This window comes from Streptomyces sp. NRRL S-337 (assembly GCF_000720175.1).
GTDB classification, from domain to species: Bacteria; Actinomycetota; Actinomycetes; order Streptomycetales; family Streptomycetaceae; genus Streptomyces; species Streptomyces siderophoricus.
This window is the reverse complement of the sequence record NZ_JOIX01000056.1, coordinates 1-14,758: the sequence shown is the minus strand read 5'-3', so window position 1 is coordinate 14,758 and position 14,758 is coordinate 1. Positions and strand designations below refer to the sequence as shown.

Annotated in this window: 12 protein-coding genes and 2 pseudogenes; 1 reads left to right on the top strand and 13 read right to left on the bottom strand. The window is 68.4% G+C overall.

What is annotated here, in order from left to right:
* Positions 1-130 precede the first annotated feature (130 nt).
* The 13 genes and pseudogenes from IG62_RS0129375 to IG62_RS0129325 form a co-directional block, all read right to left on the bottom strand.
* A complete protein-coding gene (locus tag IG62_RS0129375) occupies positions 131-493 on the bottom strand; it encodes a hypothetical protein (protein ID WP_030809850.1) in 363 nt (120 codons plus the stop codon).
* A gap of 8 nt (positions 494-501) precedes the next feature.
* Positions 502-762: a hypothetical protein gene (locus IG62_RS49155; RefSeq protein WP_234326801.1), complete on the bottom strand. Its 261-nt coding sequence runs from the start codon at positions 760-762 to the stop codon at positions 502-504.
* A gap of 49 nt (positions 763-811) precedes the next feature.
* A complete protein-coding gene (locus tag IG62_RS0129370) occupies positions 812-1,999 on the bottom strand; it encodes a hypothetical protein (protein ID WP_158795140.1) in 1,188 nt (395 codons plus the stop codon).
* A complete protein-coding gene (locus IG62_RS0129365; protein ID WP_030809844.1) occupies positions 1,996-2,295 on the bottom strand; it encodes a WXG100 family type VII secretion target in 300 nt (99 codons plus the stop codon). Before IG62_RS0129365 ends, IG62_RS0129370 begins: the two co-directional genes overlap by 4 nt.
* Before the next feature lie 330 nt (positions 2,296-2,625).
* Positions 2,626-3,954, bottom strand: a complete 1,329-nt coding sequence (locus IG62_RS0129360) for an IS701 family transposase (protein WP_420711126.1) — start codon at positions 3,952-3,954, stop codon at positions 2,626-2,628.
* Between the two features lie 678 nt (positions 3,955-4,632).
* A pseudogene (locus IG62_RS49150) lies at positions 4,633-4,797 on the bottom strand (MerR family transcriptional regulator); the annotation flags it as partial.
* 1,229 nt (positions 4,798-6,026) lie between these two features.
* Entirely contained in the window at positions 6,027-6,335 is a 309-nt protein-coding gene (locus IG62_RS0129355) for an SCO5918 family protein (protein ID WP_030809837.1), read from the bottom strand.
* 61 nt (positions 6,336-6,396) lie between these two features.
* A complete protein-coding gene (locus IG62_RS0129350) occupies positions 6,397-6,786 on the bottom strand; it encodes a CBS domain-containing protein (RefSeq protein ID WP_030809834.1) in 390 nt (129 codons plus the stop codon).
* A 60-nt stretch (positions 6,787-6,846) separates the two neighbouring features.
* Entirely contained in the window at positions 6,847-8,361 is a 1,515-nt protein-coding gene (locus IG62_RS0129345) for a DEAD/DEAH box helicase (RefSeq protein ID WP_030809831.1), read from the bottom strand.
* Positions 8,362-8,641: 280 nt separating this feature from the next.
* Positions 8,642-8,845, bottom strand: a complete 204-nt coding sequence (locus IG62_RS0129340; protein WP_030809828.1) for a cold-shock protein — start codon at positions 8,843-8,845, stop codon at positions 8,642-8,644.
* Between the two features lie 1,132 nt (positions 8,846-9,977).
* Positions 9,978-10,745 (bottom strand): DUF4232 domain-containing protein, encoded by a 768-nt coding sequence (locus IG62_RS0129335; RefSeq protein ID WP_030809824.1) that lies wholly within the window; start codon positions 10,743-10,745, stop codon positions 9,978-9,980.
* 351 nt (positions 10,746-11,096) lie between these two features.
* Positions 11,097-12,101, bottom strand: a complete 1,005-nt coding sequence (locus IG62_RS0129330) for a C1 family peptidase (protein ID WP_030809822.1) — start codon at positions 12,099-12,101, stop codon at positions 11,097-11,099.
* Positions 12,102-12,288: 187 nt separating this feature from the next.
* Positions 12,289-13,971 carry a sigma-70 family RNA polymerase sigma factor gene (locus tag IG62_RS0129325; RefSeq protein ID WP_030809819.1) on the bottom strand — a complete coding sequence of 561 codons (1,683 nt, stop codon included), beginning with the start codon at positions 13,969-13,971 and terminating at the stop codon, positions 12,289-12,291.
* 502 nt (positions 13,972-14,473) lie between these two features.
* Between IG62_RS0129325 and IG62_RS49145 the strand changes: the two are divergent.
* Positions 14,474-14,758: pseudogene (locus IG62_RS49145) on the top strand (hypothetical protein); the annotation flags it as partial.

The following is a 14,758-nucleotide window of genomic DNA, read 5'->3' as shown; positions in this document are numbered from 1 at the left end:
AAGCAAACCGGCGGCTTCGCGCCCGGGGGCCGTGGGGCAGCGTGCGGAGCCCAACGGCCCGATGTGACGCAAGCGGTGGATCAGAGGTGCATATTACGCGCGAGTGCATCAACCCTCGAAGGGTCCCTGTTTAGAGAGGAGGCCCAGCGGAGTCGATCAATTTCTGAAGATCCAGTACGAGCACAAGTGAGTACTTACCAGTGTCGGCGAGATTGCGGAAGATCTGCTTTGCAATAACTTCCTGGTGCTCGATGTCGCGATCGAAATCTCGAACGGTCAGCATCGAGTCGTATTTTTCAAACGGAATCCCGTGATCTTCTTCATATTCATGATCGATCTCCACTTCGACCGCCGCTCGATCGAGAGGGGCGCTGAAGTCTATGAATTCATCCTCTGCCGGGCGCAATGTCACCCCGCAGGCGGTGGAGATGTCCGCGATCATTGGGTCGACGGGATAGCCAGGATGAATGAAGATGTAATGATAGTTGCTCATTTGCACTCCTATGGCCAAACGATGTTGAAGCCGTCTCCAACGATCCCAATGAAGTCCATCCGGCCGGGCGGATTGTTGCGTAGGAATTTCTCCAAGCCTTCGCGCGCATCGCCTTCGCTGAGCCCGCTCCCACGCGTATCTATGATGGCATCCCGCGCCTGCTTCTTCGCCGAATTGAGCTGATTTTTTACGGTGTTGGCGCGGGCGCCTGGCTGTAGGCTCTTGAACTCTGTGGGTGTTCCGTCAACCTCGGAATCTGCGGTCTTCACTCCATCGACTTCGGATTCCTTGATCGCCTTTACATGCTTTCCCTCAGACTCAAGCAGTTCGGCAATCTTCCGTTCCTCTGGGTTGAAGGGCTTCTCCGACTCGTCGATTTTTCCGGGCTCTGGTTCTTCGGGAGGCGGCTCTTCCCCCCCCACCATTCTTTGGCGGCTTGCTTCCCCCGCCGCCTCGGCCGCCCACTCCGGCGGGCTCGCGGGCTTCGGTTTCGGCGAGTTCGCGTTCGAGGACCTGGCCGACTTCGGTGGTCTCGGCGTCGACCGCCTCGAAGGCAGCGGCTTGGAGGTAGGTTTCCAGGTCGGCGATCATGTCGGTGCCGATGGTGGCGAGGGCGTCATCGAGGGCGACTTCCACCCCGCCGAGGATCGCGGCAGCCTCTGCGCCGTCGAGTGCGGCCGCCCCAGCGTCCGAGGTACCGCCGGTGAAGGGGGTGAGAATGAGGCCCAGGGCAGTGGTGACCGTAATGGCGACTCCTGCCGCACCCAGTTTCCATTCAGCATCGCTGTGGGCTTCGTCGATGGCGTGGGCGAAGGACTCGCAGGCTTTGGCGAGTTCGTCGCAGGCGTGCTTGGCCGCGGACAGCGGTGCCTTGCCGGCGCGCTGGCCGCCTTGCCAGATCTGCGCCCAGAAGTCGGCCATCGCGTCGATGGAGTCGTCGTCGCCGTTGTCCGTGATCGATCGCACCTGCTGATGCAGGCCGGTCCCGATGTTGTCGATCTCGGAGGCTGCGTTCCGGTAGGCGGTTGCTGCTAGACGCAGCATGTCCTGGTGGCCGTTGGGCCAGTACTTGGCGATGACGTCGGGGACGCCGCTGTCGCCCGGCCCGATGGCCGAGTCCAGGTCGGCATACATCACGTCGGTGAGCACAGGGGGTGCCGGATATTGCTCCGGCCCGCCCTTCGACGCCTTGGCGTTGGAGTGGTGGTCGGCCTTGAGGTAGTTGTTGGCCGTGGTCACCAGTCCGGTGGAATGCTGACCGATCGCGCGTACGGCGGCGGACAGCGTACGGAAAAGAGCATTGGCGGCCGGGTCGTACTTCTTGCCGAACTTGTGGCCGTAATCGTCATTGCCCGCCATGCCGGCGAAGTTCTGAAGCGCAGCGTTGAGTTTTGCGGAGACCGTTTCGAGGCGGTCCTGGCCCTTGGCGAACATCAGAGCTACGCGGTGCAGGTCATCAGGATGCAGATCGATCGGCTTCCCGCCATGTCCGGAAGAGCGGCTCATCGGCCCCCTCCCCACATGCGCAGGTTGGCGGTCCGTGCCGCCGAGTAGTTGCCGTGCGCGGTGTGCACGGTTTTGTGCAGCGCGCGGACGGCACGGTGAAGGCTGCGTGAGGCGGCGCGCCATCGCTGGAAGTAGGCGTCGAACGCCTGCCGGGCATCACCGTCCCAACTCTCGGATACCCGGCTCACGGCCTGGTCCAGCTCCGTCAGGTGCTCCTGGAGCGACTTGGCTATGGAATCGAGCTCATCGGTGGCCTCAGCCAAGGCCCCGAAATGGACCTTCAATTTGCCTGGCATGCACTTCCCCCCGGGTGGACAACCGAAGGGAGTCTGCCAAGTGATGGGATCTGATTTGGAGCATCTATGCCGTTGTGAGGTCTTGATGTGGGAGATGTTGGCGCGATTATGGATCGCAATTGATCGCCTCTTGGTAGATCCCTTACCTTTCAAGGAAGTTGACGTCGGCCTGGACGATCCCTCGCAAGGTGAGCAGACTTGCCCGCCGACGGGAGTGGTGGGACACCGTCGGTCAGTTCTGCCTAATAGGACTCCGTTAGGTACGTCTCGATCTTGGGGGCCTGCTGGGTAGGGGTTGGTGGCAGGTGGTGCAGATGCCGGTCCAGCACCTCAGGACGTCCTGGAGAGTGTCGAGGACTTGGTAGAGGGTGAGGCCGGCGCGGAGACTTTTGGGACCAGGCGTTGTTCGGTGAGGAAGGCGTGGGCGGCGGTCACGAGGGTGACGTGGTGGTGCCACCCGGGCCAGGAGCGGCCTTCGAAGTGGTCCAGGCCCAGGCCGTGCTTGAGTTCGCGGTAGTCGTGCTCGATGCGCCAGCGGACCTTGGCCAGACGGACCAGGCCCGCGATCGGTGTGTCCGCTGGCAGGTTGGACAGCCAGTAATCGGTCGGTGCTTCGCTGTCGGCGGGCCATTCGATCAGCAGCCAGCAGTCGGGCAGGATCCCGTCCCACCAGCCCTGTTCGGCTGAGGCAGCAGATCGGATCGGACGCTCGACCGCCTTGCCGGCGGGCCGGACGCGCACGGCTGCGAAGCGGGAGAGTAACGCCCCTCGTGAGCCTTGCCGCCAGGTGAGAGTGGTGAAGGCTTCTTGTCCCAGGTCGGCGGCGAGAGCTTCCACTGAGGGTGCGGGGTTCCGGTAGCGGGGCTGGGGCCAGCAGCCGATGGCTCCGTTGCGGTCCGGAGTGTGAGGCTTCGCATCGAACGGGTGGGCGGTCACATCCGCGCGGACGGCGAGCATGTAGGCGAGTTGGCGGTCGTCCAGTGCAGCTCGCAGGTGTGCGTTCGTGCCGTAGGCGGCATCGGCCACCACGACCGGTGGCCTCATGCCCCAGGTGGCGAGGGTATCGAGCATGTCCAGGGCCAGGCGCCACTTCTCGCGATGCGTGGCCTGCGCCGGGATGCGAGCTGCGGTTCGGCGGTCGGTGTCCGACGCCCATTCCCGGGGCAGGAACAGGCGCCATTGCAGCGCGCAGGAGGCCGAATCGGTTGCGGCGTGGACGCTGACCGCGACCTGGCAGTTCGCCCGTTTCCCCAACGCTCCGCAGTACTGCGGAGCCACCCCGACCGACATCCGGCCGTCCTTGGGCACCGACACATCGTCGATCACCCAGGCCACAGGATCGATCAGCGGGAGCGTCCGTTCAGCGATCCGCCGCTGGACCGGCACGGTGGGGTACTTCCAGCTCCTGTTCACCGTCCCCGTCGCGCTGGCCGGAATGATCGGCGCCGTCGCAGCCGGCGCCGCCTGGGTCCGGCACCGCACCTGCCCGTCCGCGCCCGCCATCGGGTGAACAACAGGCAGCCGTCCACCTGCCCGCTCCCCGCAACCCCCGGGCGCGGCCGCATCGGAGGACCAGGTGGCTGCAAGGTCCCCCCGCCCTTGAGCCTTGCAGCCGCAATCCGGCGATACGGGACGCCTACGGACGGCGTTCTCCCGCATCGATTGATGATCACAGGCGCCGCACGACGGCGACCGCGGGCCGCCGTGCCCCAACCGTGCCCTTCAGCCCGGTCGACTACGGTCACCCGCTCCATGCATAAGCCCCAGGCCGGCGGTCTGGGGCGTGTTCGTTGTCCAGACCTGTTTGCGGGGCGGCGCGCCCCTGCCCTGACTCGCCTGGATGCCCCACCCAGTGGGCTGTGAAGGCCTGAACCCCGCCCGATCCAAGCGGAGTTGCCTCGAATCGTGTGACGCATTTCTTGGAAGGAAGATGTCTGATGTGTGGCTGCTGTACCCCAAGCGGCGAGTGCCGCCGTTTCCGGCTGGTCGAGGGTGACGGGTTCATCACCGCGTAGTCGATGGGCCGGCGTTGTCCGGTGGGGCGGAGTATCAGGGGTGCCAGGGGTGCTTCGGCGCCGCGCGACGGCCTTCCCCTTGACCCGCACCACGCCACCCGGCGGTGGCACCGGAGCCGGCCCGGCTGCCAGGTCTGCCGGTGGTCGGCCAGGCGTGGGGGCATGACGAGTTGGCCAAGCGAGACAAGGCCCTCCTGAACCTCGGCGCGGCGGACGGGCCGGGTTCACGGTGCCGCCCGGCCGCCGCGACAACGTTTGCCGTCGCGGGTCAGGTCACGGCCGCAGCGGTGCTCGGCTCGGGCAGGTCGGTCTCGGATCGCCGTTACGAGGTGGCGCCGCCGGTGCGCAGTTCTTCGTTGATGCGCTGGGCCTCTTCGAGCTGGTCTTCGAGAATGACGATGCGGCAGGCGGCTTCGATGGGAGTGCCGGCGTCGACGAGTTCGCGGGCGCGGGCGGCGATGCGCAGCTGGTAGCATAGACCTCTTCTTTCGGGGACGCGTCGAGGGGCCCGAGTGCCGTATTGGCACCCGGGCCCCGAGCTTTCAACACCATCTACCGGCTGACTGCGCCGGCTCTCTTGTTCCGCTGGTCCGCCTGGGAGGGCGGAGGTGCGGGGATCGCGAATGCGTGACCGGGGGCCGCTCGGCCCGGCAGCCAGTGAAGGAACCCACCAATTCCGGCCCCGCCACTCCACTGCCGTTCCGCATCCTGCTTGACCTGCTTGCACGGCAGTTCGTCTCTGCCGTGCCCTCTTCGACTTCTTGGCTACGAGAAAACACTAACTCCCGCACGCACCCATGTCTACTCTCGCCGTGGCAGATTTTCTCAACAGACAGTGAGTGGGCTTCTGCCTCGTGCGCACCTGGAAGATTGCCATCCGGGTGGAAGACCGGCCCAGCGGCACAAGCTGAGTCCGGCGACACCACCCACGCGAGCGGGGGGTGAGCACGTGCCCACGGCGTCGCCCGCTCACCAACGCCTTGCTCAACGTCACCACCACCCCCGGCCCCGGGCTCCGGCTCACCGTGTGACGCCTGCCTGTGACGGAGACGACCTACGGGCGACCTGCTGGTGATTCCGCCGCAGAGGGGTCCGGCCATCGCCGCCTGGCTGAGGACCGCGGCTACCGGTCCGCTGCGCAGCCACGCAGCGAGTGAGCGCCCGCAGAGGCCGAATTCCAACGGATCGCTCGGCGTGAACGCCGAAACGGCCCCGGTGAGACCGTCGGGGCCGTCCTTTCAGGCGCCACACGATCCGCACTGCGCTGCTCGGCAGCAACTCGTACTCATACGTGGCGGGCGACTCACCTTCGGTGATGTCGCCGCCTGCGGAGCAAGGGATCAAATGGATCAGGCAGATTCGACGACCGTGCACGTTGCTCTCACCGAGAGCTGCCGGGCCGGGAGTTCGGGTGCGCAACATCCTTCAAGGGAATTGCTGAGAACGTCCGACCTCGTATGCCTCGCGCCACCGCGGGCACCACTCCTACAGGCTGCCGGCAGGGGCAGGAGGTGAACGCTGGTCCCGGACGGGGGCCCGGGCCGGTCGGAGGCGTTCGGGGCCCACTTCCATGCGAGGGGTCTCCCCCAAACGCGTCGGAGCAGGGCAAGCAGATGTCTCTCACCGTGGTCGTCCAGGGCGCGATCAACACCGAAAAAACGGCTGGCCCCGAGGCGGTGGCGGCAGCTTGTAGCTTCTTTGCCGACAGCGGTCCGGTCAGCCTCGGGCCGGGTGCCCCAGCAAGGCCGACGCCGTCTCCAGTGGGGTGAGACCGGTCGGTGGCACGAGTGCGGCAGCCGGGCGACACACGAAGCCGAGGCGGCTCAGTGCTCGGGTCACTTCACAGGCGGAGAAGTCACGGCGATCCTGCCCGGTGATGATCTCCCCGACCTGCTTGACGGGGTAATGGCGGCGGCCGATGAGCACGGACTCACCCGTGACGGGTTCGGCCTTGATGCCCTTCATCGCCTCCTGCACCTCACTCTTGAGCAGGTCGAAGGGAAAGCGGGCGATGACGACGCGCATGGTGCCTCCGCAAGGTCGAGGACAAGCCTGAAACGGATCGCCGGCCCGGACGGGAGAGCGATCAACGGGTGAGGACGACGACGCCGAGGGCGTGCCCGTCCTCACCGATCACGGGTGAGGCCCGCAGCGCGCGTTGACGCATGGCGTGTTCCGCGTCGTGTGCCGACATCACGGGCGAAGTGAAGGGCCCACGGTCGTAGACGAGGTCCCGCAACCGGGTCTCCTCGGTGTACCAGGAGCCGTGGTGGTGGACTGCCATCTGGGAACGGGTGATCAGGCCCGTACACCGCCCGTCCTCGTCACGGACGAGGAGATGGTCGGCACCGGCTCCGATGAGGACGGACAGGGCCACGTCGACGATCATGTCGTCGCCGACCTGGGGGCCCGGCGACGACATGACGTCACCGGCTGTCTTGCCGGGAAGGTTCCCCTGGGGGTAGCTCTGCAGCATCAACGAAAGCCTCCGCGACGATGGTGGTCCGACGAGCCGAGCGTGATCGTCCTGGCCGGCCTAGGCGGCCGGGGCCGAGGAGGTCCGTCGCGCAGTCGGTGCCGCGGTCCGGGCTGATCCGGCGGCACGGCGGGCCCGGGCGGGGCGGCTGCGACGGCCTCGCGTGGAGGAGCCGCTGCGCTTGGCACGTTCGACAACCGGTGCGGCGATGGTGACCGGGGTGCCGGAAGGTGCCTGTGCGCCGGTGATGCGGCTCAGTTCGGCCTCGCCGGAGCGGACCTGGGTGGTCTGCGGGGTGATGCCCGCGTCCGCCATCAGGCGGTTCATGGTGCGGCGCTGGTTGGGCAGGACGAGGGTGACGACGCTGCCGGACTCGCCGGCCCGCGCGGTACGACCACCGCGGTGCAGGTAGTCCTTGTGGTCGCTGGGCGGGTCGACGTTGACGACGAGATCGAGGTTGTCGACATGGATGCCGCGGGCGGCGACGTTGGTGGCCACCAGGACGGTGACATGGCCGGCCTTGAACTGGGCCAGGGTGCGGGTGCGCTGGGGCTGGGACTTGCCACCGTGCAGGGCCGCGGCACGGACACCGCTGTTCAGCAGGTGTTGGGTGAGGTTGTCCACGGCGTGCTTGGTGTCCAGGAACATGATCGACCGACCGTCGCGGGCGGCGATCTCGGTGGTCGTGGCGTGCTTGTCGGCGCCGTGGACGTGCAGCACGTGGTGCTCCATCGTCGTGACCGCGCCCGCCGAAGGATCGACGGAGTGGACCACCGGGTCCGTCAGGTAGCGCCGGACCAGGAGGTCGACGTTGCGGTCCAGGGTGGCCGAGAAGAGCATCCGCTGCCCCTCGGGCCGAACCTGGTCGAGCAGCGCGGTGACCTGGGGCATGAAGCCCATGTCGGCCATCTGGTCGGCCTCGTCCAGGACGGTGATGCCGACCTGGTTCAGCCGGCAGTCACCGCGCTCGATGAGGTCCTTGAGCCGTCCCGGCGTGGCGACGACCACCTCGGCCCCGCCGCGCAGTGCGCCGGCCTGGCGGCCGATCGACATTCCGCCGACGACGGTGGCCAGCCGCAGCTTGAGCGGCCGGGCGTAGGGGGTGAGGGCGTCGGTGACCTGCTGGGCCAGTTCCCGGGTGGGGACCAGGACCAGTGCCAGCGGCTGGCGGGGCTCGGCGCGCTGCCCGGCGGTACGGGCCAGCAGGGCCAGACCGAAGGCCAGCGTCTTGCCGGATCCGGTGCGACCGCGGCCGAGAACATCGCGCCCGGCCAGCGAGTTCGGCAGCGTGGCGGCCTGGATGGGGAACGGGGCGGACATGCCTTCCGCCTTGAGGGCCGCCAGCAGCGGCGACGGCATGTCCAGCTCGGCGAAGGCCTCGGCCGGGGGCAGGGCGGGAGTGTGGGTGACCGGCAGGGCGAACTCGCCCTGCGGTGACGCGGGACGCCGTCCGGGGCCCCCTGAACGGCCCGTGCCCGAGCGGTTCGGCCCACCGGAGCGGTAGCCGCCGCGGCCTGAGCCGGACGAGCGGGCAGAGCGGGAGTAGCGGTCATTCGTGCGAGCTGTGCGGTTCATGGAGAACCTTCCTCGATGCGGTGCGTCGAGGAATTCCCGGTGGCAATGAGCCGCACACGAAGAATCGCAAGAACGAACCGATGAAATGAGATGGAACGAAGCGGGGCGGGAATATGTCGACCCGGCACACCGAAGCGGGACCGGCAACGCCGCAAGAAGAGCAACTGGCTGCCCGCACGCCGCGTGCGGCCGTTGTGGGGCACGCGGGGAACACCGAAAAGCAACGAGCTGGGGCCCGCACCCAAGGTGCGGGCCCCAGCTGCAGTGATGCGCGTCAGCGTCAGGCGGGAACGATGTTCTCGGCCTGCGGGCCCTTCTGGCCCTGCGTGACGTCGAAGCTCACCTTCTGGCCCTCCTGCAGCTCGCGGAAGCCCTGGGCGGCGATGTTCGAGTAGTGGGCGAAGACGTCGGCGCCGCCACCCTCCTGCTCGATGAAGCCGAAGCCCTTTTCCGCGTTGAACCACTTCACGGTGCCAGTAGCCATGTCATATCTCCTTCGGGGCAGTGCCCGGAGCCCACACCGTGTGAGCTCCGTATCGCTGCGTTGATTGCCCCTGCCGGAAATAAACACCGGAAATACGAAAGCGCTCCGCCGTGTACGACGGCGAGCACGCTTGAAGTCTTGGGAACCACAACTGCAACTGAGATCGAAGGTAGCACGGTACTGGCGGCCATGCGCGGCAGATGATCCCGAAGCTTTCGAGAGCGCAAAAAACCCTTACCGCACCGGTAGCCATTTCTGTAGTTGCGGCATGAGATATTTAGAGCACTCGCTCGTATTCGACCGGAAATACGGTCGCCTCCTCGGCCACCGCCCAGGCTCCGCAGACACGGGCCGGGCCCCCACCACGCCTGGCCGAACCACACGGCACCGCACAACCGTCGGGGACGGTGCGCGGCGCGGCACACCAGGAGCGGCGGCGTGCCGGGTGAGCTCGCGGGGGCAGGGCATGGCGTCTTCCCGCTCGGCCCAACGGCATCTCCGGAGTCATGAGCTCATGCAAGTGACCGAAACCCGGCACGCGGCGCTCGGCCGATCGAGGGGCGGTCTTCTTCTGTTGCTGCAGCCACGGCAAAACTGGACTGGCAGCAGTAGACATTCATCGTTCGCGTGGCCAGTTTCTGTCATGGCGAACGAAGCCGGTGAGAGTGGCGGACACCACTGCCGCGAGCACGACACGGCAGGGCCAATGAAGCCGTGGGGCCGAGATGTGCAGAAAAACCCGACAGCTGACCGCCGTGCCGAGCGGCTTCCGGGCGGTCGACATCGGCCGGACCTTCAACCGGTCGCACCTCTCCCCATCACGCGGGCGAGGGGCGGAGCGGCCTCTCGGCCTTCGCCTCCTACGAGAAGCGCATGCGCCCGTTCGTCGACCTCAACCAGGCACTGGCCACCGAAAACCCCGGCGAACCGGCCAGGCCTCGGTCGACCGAGCCAAGAACGCGATCTCACTCGACGGCTGACGCTGCGGCCGAGCACGGCACTGCCCGACACTTGATCGCCTGATCGGCCCGGCTGGGCTCTGTGGCACTGCGGGGGTGTGGCGACGTTGAAGGGAGCGCGCCAGGTGGTTGATCCTGACAGTGCCGGGCAGCGCCGGGCGGTGCCGCGGTGCTCAGCCGATCGGGTTGACGAAGGTGGCCGGGTGGGTGGCGCCGCGCTGGTCGACGAGGGTGCCCCAGGGCCACTCGATGGTGATCGACTTGGTCTCGTTGGGTGGGGTGATGTCCGCGTAGGCCGGCTGGTAGAAGCCCTTGTCTTTCTTGGTCATGGCAACGTTGATCGTGAAGTCGGTGCTGTCCCCGGGCCCCAGGGTGATCGAGCCGTGCTTGGCCGACGAGCGGGCCAGCGACCAGCGCTGGCCGCCGTTCTCGGACTTGAGGTCCACCCCCGGGAAACCGCCGATCCTGCACGTGCGGCTGCCCTTGTTGGTCAGCACGACGCTGGTGGTCGTCGCCCCGGCCGCGTTCGGGTCCGGGGCCGCATCGCCGCCCGTGGCGAACGACGCCTTCAGGCCGGAGGTGTGGCAGCGCTCCACACCCGAGCCCGCCCCACCACCGCCGGCTGCGTGCGCACCGCCCGACTGCTTGCCCGCGGCACCCGGCTTGGTGCCGGTCTTGGCACCGGAGCCCGCTGTGGCACCGGTCCCCGCCTTGGCGTCGGAACCCTGCGCTCCGGCCGAGGAGTCCGCGCCACCGGCCCCGGAGGAGCCCGCGCCGCTGGGCTCGGCGGCCACGCCCGTGTCCGTCCGGCCCGCGGGCCTGGCGGCGGCGTCCGAGCCGGAGCAGGCGGTCAGAGACAGCGCGGCGGCTGCGGTCAGAGCCGCGGCCGCAATGCGCAGGGTGCGGCGACGGGCGGTGCCGGCAGTGGTGTTGGTGCTCATTTCGGGTCCCCCAGGGCGGTCGGTGTCAGGTTTCCTCGGTACGGCACCCACTCTGGCCGGGACCGCTATCGCAGGGCTGCCGCGCCGCTAACGCCTGGCAAACGCGGGCAACATGGGAGCAGGGCGAGGACACCAAAAGGAACCGAAGCACCAGGCCATGGAGGCGCAACCGGCAAGCATGCAGGGACATGTCCGCAGGTTGGTCAACGGGTCGAGGGAGCTGGTGGCCGCCGCTGTTCCCGAGTTCGGAGCGCGGGTTCGATCCCCGTCGCCCGCGCCACGGCGAAGGCCCCGGCGGGGGCCGGGGCCTTGTTGGCTGTTCGGGCGCCGTGGGGGGCGGCGGGGGCGGGGTCAGCGCTTGATGAGTTTGCCGACCGCGTTGGCCTCCCATGTCTCGTCGGTCAGGGACTTCCAGGACAGGTTGATGAATCCGTGGTCGCCCCAGCCGGAGCCCCAGGAGTTCTCCACCCGCACTCCCTTGCTGTTGTAGCCGATGACGGCCATCGCGTGACCGCCTGCCACGGGGTCACCGGCCGTCGGGGAGTAGGTGTAGGAGGCGGCTGCTCGGGGAGTGACGGTGAAGAAGCTGTTGTGTACCGGCATCGCGACGGTGACCGGCAGTCCCTTGGCGAGCGCCGCCTTCACCTCGTTCTTCAGCCGGCTTCCGGTGTGCAGCGGGGTGTACCCGGACAGCTTCCACTTCGCCGCGTTGCTGGTCTCGCCGGCAGTGGGCTGGGTGGTGTAGTCGAAGTCCCCTTGCCAGTAGTGGGACTTGGCATCGACGCCCTGCTTCATCGCGATCCTGAAGTGATCGGCCAAGGAGGTCCCCCGCTGCTGGCCCTTGACGACCTGTGCGTAGGTGAACATGGGTGCCTGGGGTCCGCCGGAGATCTTCTGCTCGCGCTCCAGGACGCCGTACGCCGTGTAGTCGACGGCCCATGCGGCGCAGGAACCGACCTGGCCCTGGTTGCCGGGGGCGGGTGCGTACTTGCTCAGGTCGACGCTCTCGGGAAGGCCGGCCCGGGTCGCCGACGGCTTCGCTCCGACCGTGGCGCCGGGCGCGAGCGCCGCCAGCCTGGGCCCCAGGGTCTTGCCGAGCGCGCTCGTCCGCCCGTTCTCCCGGGACGGCACCGCGCCGGTGGCGAAGCGTTTCTGCTTTCCGGTCGCCGTACCGGGTATCTGCGACGCCTTGGCGGTTGCCGCACGGTGGTCGGTGGTCTTCCGGGGGGCGGTCGCCTCGGTGGCCGCCGAGGACACCCCGACGGTGACGGCGCCGACCACACCCGCTGAGGCCAGTGCGATCAGCGCACGCGACCTGCCGCTCATCGCCTTCCACCGGTGCGAACCGTTGCTCATCGATGTCCTCATTTCTTGCGCAGTGCTGTGCTGTGCTGTGCTGTGCTGTGCAGCGCAGGGCGGTGCACAGCAGTGCAGTGCAGTGGGTGTCAGGGACCTGACAGTTGTAGGGGATCCCTCGGGTTGGGGTGGATAACAGGAAAGTGGCGCCGGTGCGGTAACTCCCGGTTTACGGGCGCGCGTTGGGTCAGTCGGAGAAGTCCTGGGTGAGCCAGACGGTGCCGTTGGCGTCCCGGTGGACGCCTATGCCGACGTGGTGGAACGTCGGGCTGAGGATGTTCTGCCGGTGGCCGTCGTTGGGCGGCTTCTCGTTCAGCATGTCCTGGGTCAGGCCGACGGCGGCGGAGGCGATCTGCTGGGGGCCCGGACCCGCTGCGGCCTGCCCGATGTTTTCTCCGGCCGCTCCCCAGTGCACGCCCTGGGCCGTCTCCCGGTCCCCCAGCGCGGCTTCACCCGCGCACTGGTGGGACAGGCCGCATCCGTCGTCCATCACGCTGTTGTGGGCCTGTGCACTGCGGGTGAGGCCCGAGGCGAGGGTGTAGGGCGGCAGACCGTGGTCGGCCCGCGCCTTGTTGATCACGGCGAGGACCTGCTGGGCGGGGTCAACTGCCCGGTTCGGCCGGGGAGTCGGGGTCGGCGATGGGGTGAGCGGCGGACGGGCGGGCCGTTCGTCCCGGCTCGCCGCGGGGGCCGACCTGCGGCTCGGCGCAGCCGTGGGACGCGCGGGAGTCGTGTTGGTGGAACGGCGGACCGAGGGTTCCGGGGTGGGCGGGTTCGCCGAGGCCGTCGCGGGCAGCTGCCGGGGCGCGGCTGCCGCGCTCGTGGTGTCGTGGCCGCCGCCGGAGGGGATGAGGGCGAGGGACAAGGCGGCCGCGGCGGCGGTGGCGGTCACCGCGGCGCCTCCGGCGACCGCACCCGCGCCACGGGGGCGGGCCTGGAGGATCCGGCGGACGCCCCTGCCGCCCGCCTTGGGCGCGCGGTGGGCTCCCCGCCGTACCGACGCCCTGACCACCTGCTCGCCGCCGTTGCCGGGGATGTCCTGCCGGGAGGCGACGGGTGCGAGGTTGACGACGGACGCGCCGTGCGTGCCGGACAGCAGCCAGATCAAACCGGCCGCCGGGGGCACCAGGCCCAGACCGACGAGCAGCCCTTCCGCCGGGACCAGGCCGGTCCAGTACCCCGAACACGCCGCGCAGCCACGCGCGTGCCGGGCTATTCGCTTACGCCACAGTGCGGAGGGGACGCCGTCCCAGTGGGCCACCATCGCCAGCAGTTCCCCGCAGCGCGGCTCCGCCGACAGCGCACGCACGACGACCCTGGCCGTCTCCAACTGGGTCTTCATCCGCTGCACCCGTACCGCCGTGTGCTGCGGGGTCAGCTCCAGGGCGACCGCGACCTCTTCCCGGGTGAGCTCGCCCGCGGCCTCCAGCCACCACAGCGACAGCAGTGCGCGGTCGTCCTCGTCCAGCCACCGGGTCGCCTCGGCGACCTCCCGGCGCTGACCGGCCAGGCCCAGGCGCAAAATGGTCAGATCGACGAAGTCGGTGGCCGGATCGGCGAGGTCGGCGACGTCGTCCACCCTGGCCTCGGTCGGTGACGCCTGCCTGCGGTTCCAGTGCCGGCGTATCTCGTTCATCGTCACGGCCACCAGCCAGGAGCGGAACCGGTCGGGATCACGCAGCCCGTCGAGCCCCTGCAACATGCGGAGCATGACCTCCTGCACCACATCGTCGACATCGGCATGGCCGCGAAGGGCGCGGCCCACGATGTTGTAGACCAGCGGCAGGAAGCCGGTCACGAGCTCGTCCTGCGCCTGCTGATCTCCAGCACGCGCGGCCACCACAGTCGCTGCTCCAGGATGTGGGTTCACGTTCCGGCTTCCTTCCTCGCTGTGCAATCGGTCGTGCGATCGGTCATGCGATCGGTCGTGCCATGCCTGGGGATCCTCCCGCCCTGGCCGGATAACAGAAAACCTCGGCTTCTTTGATGGGTACGGGCGCGGGTACGGGCGCGGGTACGGGCGCGGGTACGGAGGCGGGCGGGCAGGCGGGCCCGGAGGTGGGTGCCGAGGCGCGTGCGGTACGGGCCGGGCCCGGTCTCCCGTCCTCCGCCGTCCACAGCTGTGGAAAGGGAAAGCGGCCGGAAGCCGGGACCGACCGCTTGGCCGTCCGCACGGCAGCGCTTGTTAGTGGGGCGTTACCGGTGCGCTAGTGATCGCCGCGAGAGTCGTACGCGTCCAAGGGCGTTGGTTGAGGGGCACTGCGGCCCGCGTCCGCGGAACCTCCGTATCCGGCTCCCCCTCTCTCTTCGGGTGTCCCACTTCGCTGGGCGCGCCACTTACCAGAACTTCGAACCAATGCGATGGGATCGTCATGCGTGAATTCAGCCGCCGCCGGATATTCGGGCTCGGCGCAGGGGCGGCGGCCGCGCTGTCGGTCGCCGGTTGCTCCTCCGCCGGGTCGTCGGCCTCGGACAAGGTCGGGACCAAGCCGGGGAAGGGGGCGCAGGGCAGGCCGATCGGTGATGGTTCGACCGCGTACACCGGTAAGCAGCCTCACCAGCCGTCCAGGCCGGAGCGGTTGGCGCCGGGTCAGAAGCCGCCGCAGTTCGTGGTGTTTTCCTGGGACGGTGCGGGGGAGGTGGGAAATGGTCTCTTC

Coding starts and splice junctions, on each gene's coding strand:
- IG62_RS0129375 (WP_030809850.1), bottom strand. CDS start 493: ATGAGCAACTATCATTACATCTTCATTCATCCTGGCTATCCCGTCGAC.
- IG62_RS0129370 (WP_158795140.1), bottom strand. CDS start 1,999: ATGAGCCGCTCTTCCGGACATGGCGGGAAGCCGATCGATCTGCATCCT.
- IG62_RS0129365 (WP_030809844.1), bottom strand. CDS start 2,295: ATGCCAGGCAAATTGAAGGTCCATTTCGGGGCCTTGGCTGAGGCCACC.
- IG62_RS0129360 (WP_420711126.1), bottom strand. CDS start 3,954: ATGCGGGAGAACGCCGTCCGTAGGCGTCCCGTATCGCCGGATTGCGGC.
- IG62_RS0129355 (WP_030809837.1), bottom strand. CDS start 6,335: ATGCGCGTCGTCATCGCCCGCTTTCCCTTCGACCTGCTCAAGAGTGAG.
- IG62_RS0129350 (WP_030809834.1), bottom strand. CDS start 6,786: ATGCTGCAGAGCTACCCCCAGGGGAACCTTCCCGGCAAGACAGCCGGT.
- IG62_RS0129345 (WP_030809831.1), bottom strand. CDS start 8,361: ATGAACCGCACAGCTCGCACGAATGACCGCTACTCCCGCTCTGCCCGC.
- IG62_RS0129340 (WP_030809828.1), bottom strand. CDS start 8,845: ATGGCTACTGGCACCGTGAAGTGGTTCAACGCGGAAAAGGGCTTCGGC.
- IG62_RS0129335 (WP_030809824.1), bottom strand. CDS start 10,745: ATGAGCACCAACACCACTGCCGGCACCGCCCGTCGCCGCACCCTGCGC.
- IG62_RS0129330 (WP_030809822.1), bottom strand. CDS start 12,101: ATGAGCAACGGTTCGCACCGGTGGAAGGCGATGAGCGGCAGGTCGCGT.